This is a genomic window from Kitasatospora sp. NPDC058190 (assembly GCF_042883685.1).
GTDB lineage: Bacteria > Actinomycetota > Actinomycetes > Streptomycetales > Streptomycetaceae > Kitasatospora.
Map to the genome: position 1 here is coordinate 1 of NZ_JBHVVI010000095.1, position 15908 is coordinate 15908.

17 protein-coding genes and 2 pseudogenes are annotated in these 15908 nt (G+C 72.8%); 10 read left to right on the forward strand and 9 right to left on the reverse strand.

Annotated elements, in window-relative coordinates:
* The first annotated feature begins 267 nt into the window (after positions 1–267).
* Positions 268–858 carry a helicase associated domain-containing protein gene (locus tag ACFVWU_RS33050; protein WP_387627717.1) on the forward strand — a complete coding sequence of 197 codons (591 nt, stop codon included), beginning with the start codon at positions 268–270 and terminating at the stop codon, positions 856–858.
* A 337-nt stretch (positions 859–1195) separates the two neighbouring features.
* Positions 1196–2683 carry a PQQ-binding-like beta-propeller repeat protein gene (locus ACFVWU_RS33055; protein ID WP_387627718.1) on the forward strand — a complete coding sequence of 496 codons (1488 nt, stop codon included), beginning with the start codon at positions 1196–1198 and terminating at the stop codon, positions 2681–2683.
* On the opposite strand, the gene ACFVWU_RS33060 is transcribed toward ACFVWU_RS33055, so the two are convergent.
* The 3 genes and pseudogenes from ACFVWU_RS33060 to ACFVWU_RS33070 all read right to left on the reverse strand — a co-directional run.
* Positions 2587–3654 (reverse strand): MFS transporter, encoded by a 1068-nt coding sequence (locus ACFVWU_RS33060; protein ID WP_387627720.1) that lies wholly within the window; start codon positions 3652–3654, stop codon positions 2587–2589. The genes ACFVWU_RS33055 and ACFVWU_RS33060 overlap by 97 nt on opposite strands.
* 53 nt (positions 3655–3707) lie before the next feature.
* Positions 3708–4349 (reverse strand): CAP family protein, encoded by a 642-nt coding sequence (locus tag ACFVWU_RS33065; RefSeq protein ID WP_387627721.1) that lies wholly within the window; start codon positions 4347–4349, stop codon positions 3708–3710.
* A gap of 572 nt (positions 4350–4921) precedes the next feature.
* A pseudogene (locus ACFVWU_RS33070) lies at positions 4922–5125 on the reverse strand (IPT/TIG domain-containing protein); the annotation flags it as partial.
* Positions 5126–5152: 27 nt separating this feature from the next.
* On the opposite strand from ACFVWU_RS33070, the gene ACFVWU_RS33075 reads away from it, so the two are divergent.
* Positions 5153–5359: a hypothetical protein gene (locus ACFVWU_RS33075; RefSeq protein WP_387627769.1), complete on the forward strand. Its 207-nt coding sequence runs from the start codon at positions 5153–5155 to the stop codon at positions 5357–5359.
* Positions 5360–5392: 33 nt separating this feature from the next.
* Positions 5393–5572: a hypothetical protein gene (locus ACFVWU_RS33080; protein ID WP_387627770.1), complete on the forward strand. Its 180-nt coding sequence runs from the start codon at positions 5393–5395 to the stop codon at positions 5570–5572.
* On the opposite strand, the gene ACFVWU_RS33085 is transcribed toward ACFVWU_RS33080, so the two are convergent.
* A complete protein-coding gene (locus ACFVWU_RS33085) occupies positions 5569–6168 on the reverse strand; it encodes a 2'-5' RNA ligase family protein (protein WP_387627723.1) in 600 nt (199 codons plus the stop codon). The genes ACFVWU_RS33080 and ACFVWU_RS33085 overlap by 4 nt on opposite strands.
* A 245-nt stretch (positions 6169–6413) precedes the next feature.
* On the opposite strand from ACFVWU_RS33085, the pseudogene ACFVWU_RS33090 reads away from it, so the two are divergent.
* The 4 genes and pseudogenes from ACFVWU_RS33090 to ACFVWU_RS33105 form a co-directional block, all read left to right on the forward strand.
* Positions 6414–6824: pseudogene (locus ACFVWU_RS33090) on the forward strand (integrase); the annotation flags it as partial.
* A gap of 135 nt (positions 6825–6959) precedes the next feature.
* The gene (locus ACFVWU_RS33095) at positions 6960–7370 is read left to right on the forward strand and encodes a PPOX class F420-dependent oxidoreductase (protein WP_387627724.1); all 411 of its coding nucleotides are present in this window, start codon (positions 6960–6962) and stop codon (positions 7368–7370) included.
* A 230-nt stretch (positions 7371–7600) separates the two neighbouring features.
* A complete protein-coding gene (locus tag ACFVWU_RS33100; RefSeq protein WP_387627725.1) occupies positions 7601–7975 on the forward strand; it encodes a hypothetical protein in 375 nt (124 codons plus the stop codon).
* Positions 7976–8062: 87 nt separating this feature from the next.
* On the forward strand, positions 8063–8761 hold the full coding sequence (locus ACFVWU_RS33105) for a hypothetical protein (protein ID WP_387627727.1): 699 nt from the start codon (positions 8063–8065) through the stop codon (positions 8759–8761).
* Positions 8762–8839: 78 nt separating this feature from the next.
* Here the strand turns inward: ACFVWU_RS33105 and ACFVWU_RS33110 are convergent, their stop codons facing one another.
* Complete coding sequence (locus tag ACFVWU_RS33110; RefSeq protein WP_387627729.1) at positions 8840–9904, reverse strand: hypothetical protein; 1065 nt, start codon at positions 9902–9904, stop codon at positions 8840–8842.
* Here ACFVWU_RS33110 and ACFVWU_RS33115 point away from each other — a divergent pair.
* Complete coding sequence (locus tag ACFVWU_RS33115) at positions 9870–10598, forward strand: hypothetical protein (protein ID WP_387627730.1); 729 nt, start codon at positions 9870–9872, stop codon at positions 10596–10598. The genes ACFVWU_RS33110 and ACFVWU_RS33115 overlap by 35 nt on opposite strands.
* Here ACFVWU_RS33115 and ACFVWU_RS33120 read toward each other — a convergent pair.
* The 4 genes from ACFVWU_RS33120 to ACFVWU_RS33135 form a co-directional block, all read right to left on the reverse strand.
* Entirely contained in the window at positions 10518–12347 is a 1830-nt protein-coding gene (locus ACFVWU_RS33120) for a pentapeptide repeat-containing protein (protein ID WP_387627731.1), read from the reverse strand. The two genes, ACFVWU_RS33115 and ACFVWU_RS33120, sit on opposite strands and share 81 nt — an antisense overlap.
* Before the next feature lie 221 nt (positions 12348–12568).
* Positions 12569–12829 carry a hypothetical protein gene (locus ACFVWU_RS33125; protein ID WP_387627733.1) on the reverse strand — a complete coding sequence of 87 codons (261 nt, stop codon included), beginning with the start codon at positions 12827–12829 and terminating at the stop codon, positions 12569–12571.
* A 34-nt stretch (positions 12830–12863) separates the two neighbouring features.
* A complete protein-coding gene (locus tag ACFVWU_RS33130) occupies positions 12864–13373 on the reverse strand; it encodes a hypothetical protein (protein WP_387627735.1) in 510 nt (169 codons plus the stop codon).
* On the reverse strand, positions 13370–13516 hold the full coding sequence (locus ACFVWU_RS33135; RefSeq protein WP_387627736.1) for a hypothetical protein: 147 nt from the start codon (positions 13514–13516) through the stop codon (positions 13370–13372). Before ACFVWU_RS33135 ends, ACFVWU_RS33130 begins: the two co-directional genes overlap by 4 nt.
* Positions 13517–13834: 318 nt before the next feature.
* Between ACFVWU_RS33135 and ACFVWU_RS33140 the strand changes: the two genes are divergently transcribed.
* Complete coding sequence (locus ACFVWU_RS33140) at positions 13835–15136, forward strand: hypothetical protein (RefSeq protein WP_387627738.1); 1302 nt, start codon at positions 13835–13837, stop codon at positions 15134–15136.
* Positions 15137–15908 lie beyond the last annotated feature (772 nt).

Genomic DNA, 15908 nt, shown 5'->3' on the forward strand with positions numbered 1-15908 from the left:
TCGGCATGCCGGGCTCAACGACCGGCACCCCACCGGGGTACCGGTCGCATCACCAGTTCATCCGAACCAGTCATGTGCGAAGGACGGGGCTAGTTGCTCTGACCGAGAAGGTTCACCGGGTTGGGTCGGTGGCGCGCCAGCTGGTGCGCTACGGGACGGGCCTCAGCTCTGTGATGCCATCAGGTGTCGTAAAGACCATCCCACGGGGTGCGGAATCCCAGCTGCTGCGGTTCGAGTTCGTACGCCTCGTGCTGCCTCAGCGTGGTCGTGTCCAGCAGGCCCCAGGGCACCGCACACACCACTGCGGCCAAGCCTGCCGAGGGCGAGACCGAGGCCGGGGCGGGCGAGCAGCAGCCGGCGCCGGTGGAGTCGCCGATCGAGTGGCTGAAGATCAACGCCCGGCACCACGCGGCGCAGATCCTCCAGACCGTGAGGCTGCGCGCGGTCGAGTGGCAGCGGATGCACGCCGTCGCGGCGGTCTTCCACCACCAGCACGGCCACCTCGCGATCCCGGCGACCGCGAAGCTGGGCGACTACGCGGTGGGCGCGTGGATGCGCCGCCAGCGCAAGGCCGCGGGCCTCACCAAGGACCAGGTGGCCAAGCTCGAGGCGCTGGACGAGCTGTGGCGGATGGAGCCGGACTGGAACCGCTCCTACCGCCGCCTGCTCGCCTACCTCGCCGCCGGCGGAACCCTCGACGGCCCGGCCAACCGCACCGGCCTCGGCGACGACCCGGCCTTCCGGCCCGGCACCTGGCTGCGCAAGCAAGCAACGGCCCGCACCGCCGGCAAGCTGACCGACCACCAGACCGCGCTCCTGGACGCGCTCCACCCACGCGCCGAGACCGTCACCGGCTGACCCGCCCCGCACCCGCCATCCGCACCCCGCCGTCCCGGCCCACCCAGGCCCGGACGGCCGCCCGTACCCGTTCCCGATACGTCGTCGGTGCCGGTGACGCGCCCGCCTGGCCGTTGCCGCGCTGGCCGGCACCACGTCGTGGCGGTCGAGGTGCGGCCGGTTCACGACCACTTCGGCATGGACTGAGGCCACGACCCCGGTCACCCGGCCGACGGGCGTAGCAGGCGCAGCGGGTGTCGCGGGTGTAGCGGAACACCCCCCGGCCGCGCCCGGCCTCTGACATGATCGTTTGCGGCCGGGGCAGGGGGCTCCGGCCGGCACGCGCACGGGGGGCGGCATGAACGGAACCATCAGCGACAGGGTGCCCAGACGGTCCTGGTCCTGGCCCGACTTCGACCTGGAGACGCTCGGGCTGGTCGCGGGCGGGGTGCTGGGCGCCCTGCTCATCACGCTCGGGCTGAGCGCCCTCTTCGGGGGAGACCACGGCTACGGCGGGACGAGCGTCGGCGTCATGGCCATCATCGCCGTCCTCGGCCTGATGCCCTGCGGCGCCGGCTTCATCCTCGCCCTGCTGCACCCCAAGGTCGGCCTGCCCTCGGCCGCCGTCGGCGTGCTGCTCGGCCTGGGCGTCTTCGTGACCTTCGCCGGCCACTGCCTCAACGACGCCTGGACCGCCCCGGCCGACCGCCCCACCGGCATCCGCGCCGTCGGCACCTGGACCAGCGGCGACCTCGTCGTCCGGGCCCGTCCCGACCGAGTGGTGGCCTACCGCACCACCACCGGCGAGGTCGCCTGGAGCTGGACCCCGCCCGCCGAGGACTCCGTGTGCGCGATGAGCCGCGAGACCGGCGGCGGCGTCGGGCTGATCGGCCACGGCGCCCACGACCGGCCGTGCGCCGCCGTGGTCGCGCTCGACCTGGCGAACGGCGCCGCCCGGTGGACGGCCCCGGTCGACGCACCCGCCCGGGTCGGTGACGGCGCCGAAGCGGGCTCGCTCGCCATCGCCGGGGACCGCGCCGTGGTCCGGGACGACGGCGGCTGGCGCGCCCTCGCCCTCGCCGACGGCAGCACGGCGTGGCGCAGCACCCCGGACGCCGGCTGCGCGCCTCTGCACGTGGCGGGCGGTCCGGCCACCGCCGTCACCGTCGCGCAGTGCGACCACGGCGGCCCGGTGCTGCGGGCGCTGGCCCCGGCGGACGGGAGCGAACGGCTGCGGGCCGTGCTGCCGTTGGCCAACGGGCTGCGGAACGTGGCCGTGCTCGCGACCGACCCGCTGACCGTCTGGGCCGACGAGAAGGGCGACCGCGGCACGCACGCCGTGCTCTCCTTCGACCCGTCCGGCCGCGTCCGCTCGACGATCCCGGTCTCCGGCGACGCGTACGACCTGGACGTCCTCCTCGGCGGCGCTTCCGATCGCAACCGGTTCACCGCGCGCCCGCTGTACGGCGCGGTGGTCGAGGACGACCTGCTGATCGTGCCGGGCGAGAAGCCCGGCGACGTCACCATCGGCGGCAAGAACCACAACACCCGGAGCGCCACCGGCCGCCTGGTCGCCTTCTCCCTCGCCGACGGCGGCGAGCGGTGGACATCCGGACTGGACGACCAGGTGACCGGCCTGGCCGTGGACGGCGCCGGCGTGTGGGCGATGACCCGGAGCTCGGTGACCAGGATCGACGCCGCCACGGGCCACCAAGGCACCCAGTTCCCCGTCCACGACACGGAGTCGGTCTACCCGGCGGACCTCTCCCTCGCCGGCCCGAACCGCTTCACCGTCCTCGCCGAGGACGGCACCGACTCCGAGCCCCCGGCCCGCGGCCTGCGCTGAGGATCCAGTGCGACGTACGTGAGCACCGCGCCCAGCGCGGACAGGACGGCGAGCAGCAGGCTGAGGGTGTGCAGCACGCCGGTGAACCCCTCGGCCAGGGCGGCGCGCCGGGCGCCGCCCACCTGCCCCTGGACGGCCCGGCCCGCGAGCCGCGCCGCCTCGCCCGGCGGGAGGCCGGGCAGGCGGGCGGCGGTCAGCGTGGTCAGGAGCGCCGCCGCCCCGGAGACGGCGACGGACTCGCCGGTGATCCGCATGGTGTTGAAGATCCCGGCGGTGGCGCCCGCGTGCTCGACCGAGACCGTGCCGACGGCCGCGTCGTCCATCACCCCGAACGCCAGCCCCACGCCCGCGCCGAGCGGTAGCAGCGGCACCGCGAGCCACCCACCGTCGCCCCGCACCGCCGCGAGCAGCAGCGCGCCCGTCGCGATCAGCGCGGAGGCGGCGGTCAGCACTGCCCGCACCGAGGCCGCCGTCGCGAGCCGGCCCGCGACGAGCGGCAGCACCAGCACGGGCGCCGTCATCGGCAGCAGCAGGAGCCCACTGGCCAGGACGCTCCGGCCGCCCACGCCCTGGAGGTACGCGGGGAGGTGGACCAGCAGCACCACGGAGCCGAGGGGCACGGCGAAGGGCTGGCACACGACGGCGAGGAACTCGGGCCGCCGGAACAGCCGGACGTCGAACATCGGCCGCCCGCCCCGGCGGAGCTCCACCACCCCGAACAGAACCACCAGCAGGACGGCCCCGCCGAGCGGCAGCAGCGAGCCCGGCGCCGTCCAGTCGGCCGGCACCGACCCGGCCACGACGAGCAGGAAGACCGCCCGCCAACCGGCCGCCTCCACCAGTGCGCCCGCCGGGAGCCTGGTGCCTACGGCGGAGCCCCGCCGATCACGCACTGAGCGCCGGGCCCGCCGCCCAGCCCGCCAAGCCTGGGAGTATCGCCCCGCCGCTGGTTTCGGGGCGAGACCCAGCATGCCGCCAGCCTCGGCGGCATGCCCGGGGCTTCGTGCGTTCTCCTACCGGTGCCCTACGGCTTGGCCGGCAGGACGTTGTCCGCGAATGCCTGCGCTTCCTGGCCCACCATGTAGAAGTTGCCCTGCGGAGTGAAGTTGCAGGCGATGAAGGTGTCGAACCAGTGGAAGCCGTCTTCCTGGGGGTTCCCGTTGCGGGGGCCGCCCACCCTCGCGCAGCCGACCTTCGTTGTGGACTTCCACACGAGCTGGGTGAAGCTGCCGGTTTCGTCGCTGAAGCCGGGGCTGTTGAAGTTGTACTGCTTGCTCTCGCTGTACCAGGAGTCCACCGCGTCCTTGCAGGTGTGCGGGGCGTAGGCGGCGTCAGCCCTCTTGCTGCCGTACGAGCGCCAGTCGAGGAGTTCGCCGTACCCGTTGGCCAGGCCGTTGTGGTTGAAGCCGTCCGGCTGGGAGATCCTCTGTGCCCGGGTCTTGGCGTAGTCCACGAGCTTCGGGTCGATGGTGAGCGGGGGCGCTTGGTGCTTGGCACGGTAGGCATTGATGGCGGTGAGACAGTCGTTCTGGAACATGCTGTCGGTCTGGTCCGTGAACGCGCGGTGGGACGCACCAACGGCCATTGCCGGCTGCATCGCCGTCATCGTGGCCATGGTCGCCGCCGCGGCGGCCATGGCGATCCTGCGGATCGGAAGTGTCGTCAAGGTGTGCTCCTTCTCGCGCTGATCTCGCTGAACTGATCAACGCGGCCAAGGGCGCCGGGGCACGGGATGCTGCAGAACCCCTTGTCCCGGCCACCAAGCCTGGAAGTATCGCCCCACCGACGGGTGCGGGGCGAAACCCGACCCGGGCGCTGACCTTGACGGCTACGATCCCGGACATGGACAGCGCCCTGCCGACCGCCGCGACCGACCAGTCGGCCGACGGGGCAGACCAGGCCCGGCAGTGCGCCCGGCCGCCGCTGCGCCGCGCAGCGCTGCACCTGCTACCCCCGCTGCACCCGTGGCCGCCGTCCCGGCCGACGACGACCTTGCCCGCTGGGGAGAGGACGGCCGGTACCTGCTGGGCATCGACGCGATGCGCCGCAGCTCACCATGCGCCACGTCCGCACCCCGGCCGCCGTCCAGGAAAGCGCGCTCAACACTGACCACCCGGGATTTCCGAGTCTCCGACCGCACCCGGCCCCGCCCTGGTGGAGGAGTTCGACCAGATGCGCGGCGGCGCCGGCGGCGTCCTGGAGACGGGCGGCGGACCCGCGGGAGGCCGGAAGGCCGGATCACACGTAGGTGAAGCCGTTGGTGTGGGTGCTGGTGCCGCCCGCGGTGGTGACCGAGACGTTGACCGCGCCGAGCACAGTCCCGGGGGGCGTGTAGAGGGTCAGTGTGGTGGAGCCGGAGACGGCGAACGGCACGGAGGTGCTGCCGAACAGGACCTGCGAGGTGGTTGTCGCGTCTCCGATGGCCGTGATCGTCACGTGGGTTCCGCCGTGAGCAGTCCGGTGTTCGGAGTGATCGTCAGTGTGCTCGACCTGGGTGACAGAGCAGGCGACTTCCGGTTCCTCATCCGCGACCGCGACACCGAGTTGACCGCCGCCTTCGACGCCTTCTTCGCCGGCAACTGCACGACCGTCACCCCGACTCCGCCGCAGAGCCCGCGCTCGAACGCCTTCGCGGAGCGGTGGACACGCACCGTGCGCGCCGAATGCACCGACTGACTGCTCATCACCGGCGAAACGGCGCTCTGCTCCATGATGGACACCCGGATCTACGGCAAGACCTGTTTCACCTGGACGCTCGGACAGGGCATCGAGCACGGCTTCCTCGCCGACCACCGCGTCCTCGTCCCCGTCGTCACCCCGGCCCTGCTGACCCGGCTCGGCGACCGTGCCTGGCCGCGCGGGCCGATGGTCGCGGCCTCCCGCCGCTAGCAATCCGGCAGTTGACGGACCTCGCCCGTGCCCAACGCGATCGCGGCCCGGGGCCGCATCGGTTCGTCGCCGCGCCGGGAGAGCAAGACCACCTCCTCGACCACCGCCGACAGTGCGCCGAGCCGGGCGGCGCACTCGGCGGCCAGCTGCCGCGGGTCCTGTGTGCGGCCGAGGGACAGATGCGGGATGAAACGGCCGCCGCGCTCGCGGCAGAGCGGGAACCGTTGCTCCAGCGCCCGGTGGAGACGGGCCCACGGCGCCGGGCCCGCCGCGGCCGGGTCGAGCCACACGGTGGCGTAATGCCGGTGCCGGAAGTACCGCACGCCGGCCAGACGCGCGGCGAACGCCGCGCTCTCCGCCGCTCCGGCGGCGAGCAGCGGCACCGCCCGCGCGAACTCCTCCTCCGGCACGAAGCCGAACAGCAGGTTCACATGCGGCGGCCACCGTCGTACCTGCGGATCATGCTCCCAGCGGATGTCCTGGATCGCCGGCCAGAGCTCCTGCGGCGGCAGCCACGCCACCGCCGTCCGGGCCGTCGGCGCCACCTCGAGCGCGCCGACCGGCTCGGCCCCGCCGTACACCGGGTTTCCGTCCACACTGCCATGGTGGAGGACGAGCGAGCGGAGCACATCATGGGCAGCAGCACCGAACCGTCATTCGCCTATGTCACCTACATCGCGAGCACTGCGGAGAAGGCGTGGCACGTCCTGACCGACGCGGACTGTGGGTGCCGATGAATCATCCGGTCTGGTCGCAGCCTTGTCACCTGGCCGCGGGTCGCGTCTGTCGGCCTTGTGGTTGTCTTCCCCGCGGGGCAGCACGGACGGCATGATGATCTGTTGTGCTGCTGCGCCTGGCCTACCTCGCCATGACCAACACCTTCGCGCTGCTGCGGCTGCTGCCGATGGGCAGCCGGGAGAAGGACATCGAGATCCTGGCGCTGCGGCACCAACTGCTGGTCTTGCAGCGCAAGGCCGCGAAGCCGGTGATCACCGACACGGACCGCGCGGTCCTCGCGGGGCTGCTCCACCACCTCCCCGCCGACAGGATGCGGCGTCTTGTGTTGCTGGTCCGCCCGGAGACGGTCCTGCGGTGGCACCGCGACCTGCTCAAGCGGCGCCATGCCGCAACCTGCACACCGAAGCGTCGCGGGCGCCCGCCCACCGTCCGGTCGATCCGTGCCCTGGTCCTGCGCCTGGCCCTACAGATCGCGGTGCTGCGCGCGGTCGCCGACCTCGGCCTGCGCCGCGTGATCACTGGCGGGGGGGGCTGCGCTCGGAGTGGGCGGGGGTCAGGCGCTTGGTTCCGATGATGTCTTCGGTGTGGGTGGGTTGTGGTGGCCGAAACCGGGTGCGGGGCGGGCTGGGTGGCGGGTAGCTTCGCCCGCATGACAGCCATGCTGAACGAGTCCGTCCGGGCGCTGCTCGATGCGCCGGTTCCCGCCGTCCTCGCCACCGTCAACCCGGACGGAAGCCCGCAGACGTCGGTGGTCTGGCTCGGCCGCGATGGGGACGACCTGCTCGTGTCCACCGCTGCTGGCCGCCGTAAGGAACGCAACCTGCGCCGCGACCCCCGCGCCAGCCTGACCGTCTACGATCCGGCCGACCCGTTGCGCTACGCCGAGATACGCGGCCTCGCCACGGTCACCGAGGACACCGGCCGGTCTCTGGCGGTTGCCCTCGCCGAACAGTACGAAGGCCCCGGCGCCGGCCAGGAGTACCTCGAACTCGCGGCGGAGGTACTTCGTGTCGTCGTCCGCATCCGCCCGACCAAGGTGGTCGGTACCGCGACCACCTGACCGATCATCACTGGACCGTTGTCGCGATAGCCGAGCCCTGGGTTTCCACGGGTGGACGTGAAGACACCCGGCGCTGTCAATGTCCTCGCGGAGAAACGCGAGGACATTGACGGCTTCGACCGCCCGGTGCGCCCCGCCAGCCACGCAGGCCGACGAGGACGACGGCCAGGAACACGGGCTGCTCGGCGACGTCCGCAGCCAGGTCCGCTGCCCAGGCGGCCAGGCTCATCTTGGAGAGCACCACGCAGGCCCTGGAGCGGGCCCAGGACGACGAGCGCCACGCCGACCGGCACGCCAACGCCGGCCACGAGGGAGCCGTCGCCACCGAGGCCGCCACCCGCACTGAGTGGCCAGTCGAATCAACGCCCGTCATCGAGCAAGGTCTCTATGGCCAGCGGCCACCGCACGATCTTCAAGAGTCCACACAACCCTTGATCATCCAACCCGCCCCTCACCGCGACGAAGGCCCGGCTCCCCCAGCCGCTACCGCCGGAGCCGGGCCGCCGAGCTCCCGGCCGATGGCCGAGATCGCCGAGATGATCGCCGACGAGGTGAACCCGGCCCGGCACATGAAGGCCAGCGGCCAGGTGTCCGCCGACGAGTAGTCCGCTCGCGGCCCGCCGGTACCCGGCCGGTGGGCCGCCCCCGTTATTCGAGTCCGCCCCAACAGGGCGAGGAAGGACAGATGCCCTGTGGGAGAGACCGACGACGAATCGCACGCCGACCGGTTCCCTCTGGTGCTGTACCGGTACGACGGCGGCGAGCTCATGATGCCCGCCACCCACGTCACGGCCCTGCTGCGCCACGTCGCCGAGACCTTCCGGCTGTGGCGGGTGCGGGGGCAGGCGCCGTTGGACCTGGAGACCACCGCCCGGCTCGACGACGCGCTGGTGCGTTACGCCGCCGACCTCGACACCGGGATTGCCGCTGCCGACGCACGCGGCGGGTCCGACTCCGGCGCGGACCGGGCTACGGCGGTCGAGCTCGCGCAGTACCTGAGCGAGGTCGCCGTCGGCTTCCTTGCCGACGGCAAGCCCGCCGGGGGCCGGTGGGCCCGCAGTGATCCGGTTGCGCTGGTGGCGGGCGTGCTCGACGGCCTGATCGGCGGCGTACCGGGGGACGGAGAGGACGACCGCGTGGCGGGGGCCGCGGCGGTAGGGGTCGTCGGGGACAGCGGGGCCGAGCCGCGGGAACTGCGCGAGGTAGGCGAGTTCCTCGTCGCCGGGGTCGGTCAGCGGCCACCCGAGGGCGGGCGACACACCCGGGCGGTGCTCGTGCCGGCCGTCGGCGGGTCAAACGGTCTGTGGGCTCTTACCCGTGAGGGACAGTGCCGGTCATGGCGAGCTCCCTGTCACATCAGCGGCTTGACAACAGCATCAGGAGGCCCCTGAGCGTGCCGGGCGGCACCCCGGCCCTGAAGGGGAGCCGGGGTGCCGTCGCGGTTCGCGGGTGTGATGCCAGGGGCAGGGTCACCCCGCGGCGGCTGCCCCGTTGCTGACCGGGCGCCAGGCCGAGAGGTCGACGGCCCGCTGGACCAGTCCAGCCTGTGCCCAACTTCCGTCGGCGTGACGGATCGTGTGGTAGAGCGAGCCGGAGTTGTCAGAGGACTCGAAGACCAGCTGCAGCTCACCGCCCACGTTCGCGCCTTCGACACCGCCCATCATGAAGCCGTGGAAGCCGGCCCGATCGAAGTGGACCTGGGATCCGATGTCCCCCCATCGGTTCCAGGTGCCGTCGGCGTTGCGGATCGTGTGGTAGAAACCGGCTTGGCTGTTGTCCGTGACCACGACCTGCAGGGAGCCGTTGAAGCTCGCCGCGACGACGTCCGTCGGCAGACCCCACGGCGAGGGTGTGCCGGTCACGCCCATCACATTGCCCCAGGCGCTCCAGTTGCCATCGGCATGGCGGATGGTGTGCAGCACTTCGCCCGCAGATGTGGTGCCGACCATCTGGAGTTCACCGTTCACCTCCGCCGTGGACAGGCTGGAGAACTGACCCGAGCCCAGGCCCCAGGACGCGCTCACCGTCCCCCAGGGCTGCCAGGTGCCGTCCGGGCGCTCGATGGTGTGGACGACCCGGCCGGAGCCGTCGACCGCCGCGACCTGAAGCTGGCCTGCCACCCTGGTCGCGGTGATCCGGCCCATCCAGGGGTACTGCGGGTCGTGCGGAAGGTCGGTGAGGCCGGTCATCTCGGAGAGTGGGGCCCAGGTACCGTCAGGGTTTTGGGCCGACTGGACGTAGTGGAATCCCCGCCCGGCCATCTGGGCCCCGAACATCCGGAGCCGACCACCGTCGACCGCCAGGCTCCAGTACCAGAGACCGGCGAACTGGGGAACTTCCCGGGCCTGGTCCCAGGACCCGTCCGGCGCCCGCCGAGTCTGGATGGTCTTCCAGGGGTCCGCTCGCAGGAGTAGGTTGAGCCCGGACGCCGAATCCGTGCGCTGGACGGTGGTAGCCGTTGATGATTCGGCCGCGGCCGCCGGTGTGACGGTCAGCGCGGTGGCCAGCACGGCAAGCGCGGCGGACGTGGCCATCGCCGATACGGCACGGAATGTACGCCTGCTTCTCTGCACAGGTTCCCCCCCTGGTTTCGTGGGGCATCGATTGCCCAGGCGAAGTCATATCAGACCGCGCGGACGCGGCCGCAGGCGGTTGGCCGGCAGCGGACCAGAACCCATCACGGCGAACGCGGTCGTCGCGGTCGCGTGCCGGGAGCTGCAGTCCATCTGCAACGACTACGCGAAGGCGATCGACGACTGCCAGGACAGGCTCATCGAGCTCGGGGTGACCGCGGGTGTGGCGACCACGGGCGGTGTGCTGCCGACGGTCTTCACCCTCGGCGGGTCGGATGCCGCCGCTGCCGAAGCTCTCGCCGCCGCCGAGGCGGAGATGGCTGCGGCCGCGGCGGTCGCCGAGGCCATCGTCTCCTCGCTGGTGGCGCGGTTCGTCGTGCTCGCCGGCACCGACACCGCCACCGCGATCACCGGGTCGGAGGCGGCCGACGCCGCGACGCCCGGTACCCCTGCCGGCGGCGCCCAGAGCCCGGCTGGGCAGAGCCCCCTCGCCAACCCCGCCGTCGGCCCGGCTCTTGCGCGGCAGCAGGCGGCCCCGGAACGCCATGATCGGGGGATGACGGCGTATTTCGTTTCACCGTTTCACGCGGCCCCGGAGTGCGAGGAGGGCGAGGCCGAGCAGGACCGGGCCGGTGAGGCGGAGGACGGCTTGTAGCAGCTTGCCCCATGCGGTGAGTTTCACCTCGTTGTCGGTGAGAGACAGGGTGGCGCGGAGTGCATACAGCAGGCTGGTCCAGTACGAGACCGGCTGTGGCGGGCTGGCGAAGCCGACCAGATGGAATACGAGCGCGAACACCGCGGTCACGGCGATGAGGCAGGCAAGGGCCCGCCAGGCGCGCAGCCCGTACCCGGACACCAGCCAATACGCGGTCAACACGCAGCGTTCGACCCGTCCCCTGCTGGTGCGGCCATCGGCCGGGCTCCCGGTGGCAGGGCGCGCGTGTCGGCGCATTTCCATTTCGCCGTAGTAGAAGTCGGCGGCGCCGGGCTCGTCCTTGGCGTCCTCGCGCCCCTTGCGCAGGGCCCGGTACAGAGCGGCGATCTGGCCCGGGTTCAGATCCCCGGGCAGCGGCCGGTCGAGCCATTCCGGCCAGCGCGGGGCGACCCAGCGGAACGACCGGAAGACCCGATCGAGCGCAGAAGCGGCCCGGCGAGGTAACCGGGTGGCCCGGTGACGTGACCGGGCGGCCCGCCAGCTGCGTTCTTCGGCGATCACCTGCCGCCAATCCCAGCTCCGCGGTCCTCTGCCTTGCGGGGCCGAGGTAGTCGTGAAGCCGACGTCGGCTTCCAGGCGCAGCTTGTCGAGGTTGTGCGCGCCGGTGAACAGGCAGTCGGTGGCGGTGATGTTGCTCAGCCCCAGGCCCGCGACGTTGGCGTGTCGCAAGGACAGCAGCTGCGGCCGCTCGGAGATCTCCCCTCCCAGCAGGCGTTGCCAGGCGCTGGCGATGCGCGGTTCCTGGGCCAGCAGCCAGCGATGGTCACTGGCCAGCTGGGGGATGCCGGTGAGGATCGATGGTGCGGGGAAGTCGGCGTCGTCCAGTACGACACGGGCCCACCGCAATCGAAGCTGCACGCCGCCGGGGAAGCGTGCACGACGGCAGGACAGCCCGATCGTGCTCATCTCGATCCGCACCGGCTGCGTGAACTGCGCCTCGTCCAGCACCAGTCCTCGGTGAGCCAGCAGCGGCCCGAACTGCCGCGTTTGCTCGAACCTGGCCCGCTCGAACCTCCCGGGGCGGCGGAAGACCGCTCCGTCGAACCGGGCGTCGCTGGTGAATGTTGCCCCGTTGAATCCGGCGTCGCTGGTGAATGTCGCTCTGTCGAACCGGGCGTCGCTGGTGAACGTTGCGCCGTCGAACCGGGCGTCGCCCGGGAATGTTGCCCCGTTGAATCCGGCGTCGCCGGTGAATGTCGTCCCGCCGAACCAGGCTCCGCCGGTGAATGTCGTCTCGCTGAACCAGGCTCCGCTGGTGAATGTCGCTCCGTCGAATCCGGCGTCGCTGGTGAATGTCGCTCCGTCGAACCAGGCGTCGCCGGTGAATGTCGCCTCGCCGAACCAGGCTCCGCCGGTGAACGTCGCCCCGGAGAACCAGGCGTCGCCGGTGAACGTCGCCCCGCCGAACCTGGCACCGCCGAGGTGGGGCCGTCCTGTGGTGGGGTCCTGGAGGGCTAGGAGAAGTGCGGTCAGGAGGGCCTCGGTGAAGGGGGTGCCGCGATGGTCAATGTGGGCACCGGGGGCCAGGCCGGCGAAGTAGGCGGGGCGGTCGGCGTCGGCGAGGTGGGCCAGGCAGGCGGTGTGGCCGGGGACGTGGATGCCCCGGCAGCCGACCGGGTCGGTAGTGGGGTCGGCGCCGTGCCCGCAGTGCGCCCAGTCAGGTGGCCACGGCGAAGGGGCCGTGCTCATGGCCCGGGGACCGTGCGGTGCGTCATAGCGTCCATCGTCGGTCGGCCGGTATGACCGCGGCGGCGTGCGGGGACGGCCCGGCGCATTGGTTCACCCGCCCGGCGGACCGCCGAAGAAGGGAAGGATAAGGGCCCGTTATCCTTCCCTCCCCGCGCAGCGAGATCCGGACCGAACCCGCTCTCTGAACCGGGCGGTCAAACTCACCTGGCAAAAGGTCAAGATCATCTGTCAGAGGACACCGGGCGGGGCGTCCTCGATGGCGGCGAGCAGGCGGGCGTGGACGGCGCTGGCGCTTCGCGGATGGCCGGGTCCGGGTCGTCGAGCCGCGGGGCGATCAGTTCGGCGGCCGCGGCGAGAACCGGCACCGGGACGGTCGCCTCGCGCAGGTGAAGGAGCTGGGCGGCGGCCCGCTCGCTGGCGGTGGTGGCCCGGGACTGCGGGATCAGGGTGGTGAGGCCGCGGGGGAGCTGATTGCTGGTCACCCGGCTCAATCTCCCGCGTGCCGGGCGGTGGTGATCACCATGGCCGGTCGTTGGGCGGTCCGGTGGGCAGGGTGCCGTGGTGGTGGCGGGCTATGGCCTGGATCAGCGCCTGGCGGGCCTGGCGCCAGCGGACGTCCTCGGTGCAGCGGGCGTCGGCGGCCCAGGCGGGCAGCGGCCGGTCCTGCGCGGCCGTGGTGAGCCGGCGGCCGGGGTCGCCGATCGCCTGCTGCCAGTGGTCGAGCTGTCCGAGCAGGCCGTGGACCAGCTCGTCGACGGCGCCGGCCGGGTCGGCGCCGAAGGAGCGCGCTTCGGCGGCGGCCTCGGCGAGGACGTCCTCGTCCAGCCCGTCGAAGGCGTCCCGCCACGGCTCGGAGGCCCGCTCGAACTCCCCCAGCGCCGCGTGCAGGGCGGCGTCGACGGCGGCCGGTGACCACGGGGGCGGGGTGCGGGCCGCGCGGACGGTGTCGGCCAGCACCTGGTCGGCGCCGGGGCCGAGTGCCCGCCGGGCCCGGCCGGGCCGGGCTCCGGTGCTGCTGGGGTTCACCGGCCGGGTGCGGCGGCGCGGCCGGCGGCGACCGCGTCGTCCATCACCTGGGCGAGGTGGGGCAGCTCGCGCTCGTACCGGGTGAGCGCGGTGCCCGGCATGGCCAGGGTGAGGGCGGCGACGGCGGCTATCCACTCGGTCATGGCCGGGACGCTGGGCCGGGACGCTAGCAAGGAGCTTCCGCTCCGGGAGGGTGCGGAGACGGCCGGAAAAATTCTTCGAATCCGTCTGCAACCCCGGCGGGGGCCGCACGTCTGTATCAGTGAGAGGCACGGAAGGGGGCCACCTTCCGGAGGCGGCGGACCCCGTCCGACCGCGAGCCGGTCTCCGTGGGCCGACAGGCGCACGGGCCGTCGCCGCCCCTCGTCCGCTTCGCTCCAGTCGCAGTCGTACGTGCATCCGTTCCGGGCGCCGCCGCGTGTGCCTGGCATGTCCACATCACATTTCTCACGGGGGGAACCATGTCCACCAACGCCCGCACCCACCGCTCCCGCCGTCTCGTCGCCGCTGCCGCGCTGGGAGTCGTCGCACTCGGCGGCTTGCTCGCCGTCCCGGCGCAGGCCGCCTCCGCCGAGGGCGCGCCCCAGGGGACGCTGGCCGTCCGGGCGCCGGCGACGGTCGGCTTCGCCGGGCAGCCGGTCGCGTTCACCGAGACCGTGACCAACACCGGCACCGAGACCACCACCTACGCGCTCGTCCTGCAGACCGAGACCGAGCCGGGCACGCCGCCGCACGCCATCACGATCGACTACAAGGACCCGGCGAACGGCACCTGGAAGTCGGTGCCGCTGGACTTCTACGGCGGGGAAAGCGACGTCACGTACAACGGCACGATCAACGGCATCACGGTCGCGGCCGGAAAGAGCGTGAAGCTGGACATGCGCATCGGCGCCCCGATGGGCCTGCCGCACGACGGCGCCAGCAACGGCGGCTTCCGCTCCATCACCCTGGGCTCCCGCCTCACGGAGCCGGGATCGTGGCCCAAGCTGGACGAGCGGTTCGCGAAGATCGGCGTCGACTCCATCAGCACCTCGCTGGCGCACGTGCCTGCCACGGCGGTCGCCGGCGGCGAGCCGATCGAGTTCGACGCGGTGCTGACCAACCCCACCCCGTCCGCCTACGTCAACCTCGGCAACGTGCTCTTCACCGACCCGCACGCCACCGTCCAGGTGCGCGCCGCGGACGGCCGCTGGACCACGCTGAAGAAGGTCTCCAACTCTGACCCGGACGGCAAGCCCGGCGTCTACCTGCAGGGACGCGACTCCTCGATCGGTGCCCACAAGATCACGGTGACCCGGGTCCGGGTGGCCTACGACGCGGCCACGCCGTTGGGGGCGACCAAGATCAACCCGTGCGTCTTCGTCAACGAAGGCGCCCCGTTCCGCGGGACCACCATGTGCGCCCAGGGCGGCACCGTCACAGTCGTCGCCCCGTCCAAGGGCTCCGGGACCTCGGGCACGTCCGGCACTTCGGGTACGTCGGGCGCCTCCGGCAGCGGTACCAAGCAGGGTGCCGGCAGCGCGTCCGGCACCACGTCCGGCGCGGGCGCCAAGCCGGTCACGGACACCGCGCCCGTCACCGACACCGCGGTCGTGGCCGCCCCGGCCGCCCCAGCTGCCCCGGCCGCGCCCGTCGCGGGGGAGCTCGCCGCCACCGGGAGCCGGGCCGGGTCCGGCGTCCTCCCGGCGGCCCTCGCCGCGGGGCTCGCGACGCTCGGTGCCGGCGCCGTCCTGCTCGGCCGCCGGCTGCGCCGCCGAGCCTGAACCGGCAGGCGTGAACCGGCAGGCGTGAACCGGCAGGCGTGAACCGCCGGGCCTGAACCGCCGGGCCGGGAGCCGCTCGCCCCCGTCGCTTCCCCCGACCGCGCTCGGGGGAAGCGACGGGTCGGGGTCGTCGAGGAGAGGCTGCAGGAGGGCAATACCGGCGGTGATCGCGGCCCGGGCGGCGGCGACCGACCAGTCCGCCGGGTAGCCGGTCACCTCGACACCGTAGTCGTCGTCGAGGTCGTCGTACTGGGCGTCTGTCCGGAAGGCGCGGGAGGCTGCCGAGCGCGAGCGGGCCGCCGCCGAAGCCGCGGCCGCCGACGCGAAGCGCACCGGCTCTTGGTGGCGCCGCTCCTGACCCGGCCCCCCTCCCCGGTGCAGGCCGCTGACCTGCAGTGGGGAGTTTCGCCCCGGGGTCGGTGAGTTTCGCCTCGGGGCGCGTGAGTTCCGGGCGCTGGCCGGTGAGTTTCGGCTGTTGGTGCAGGTCAGGGGCCGGTGAGAACGGCTGCGGATGGGCCGTCCGGGTGGTGGCCAGGTTCGCGGGACGGCGGGGCGGGCAGAGCCTCCGGCATGACGACGACACCCTCCACCAGACGCCCCCGCCGGCGGCGCCGTTCGGCCGCGCCCTTCGTCCCCGCACCCGCTGCCCCGGTCCGCGCCGCCAGGCCGCCCGCCCTGGCCCGGCCAGGCCGGTGGGCAGGCCGGCCGGGGCGCCGACGTACGAGCCAATGCCGTCGACCTCGTCGAGGACCCCTTCCATGACGTCGGCCAT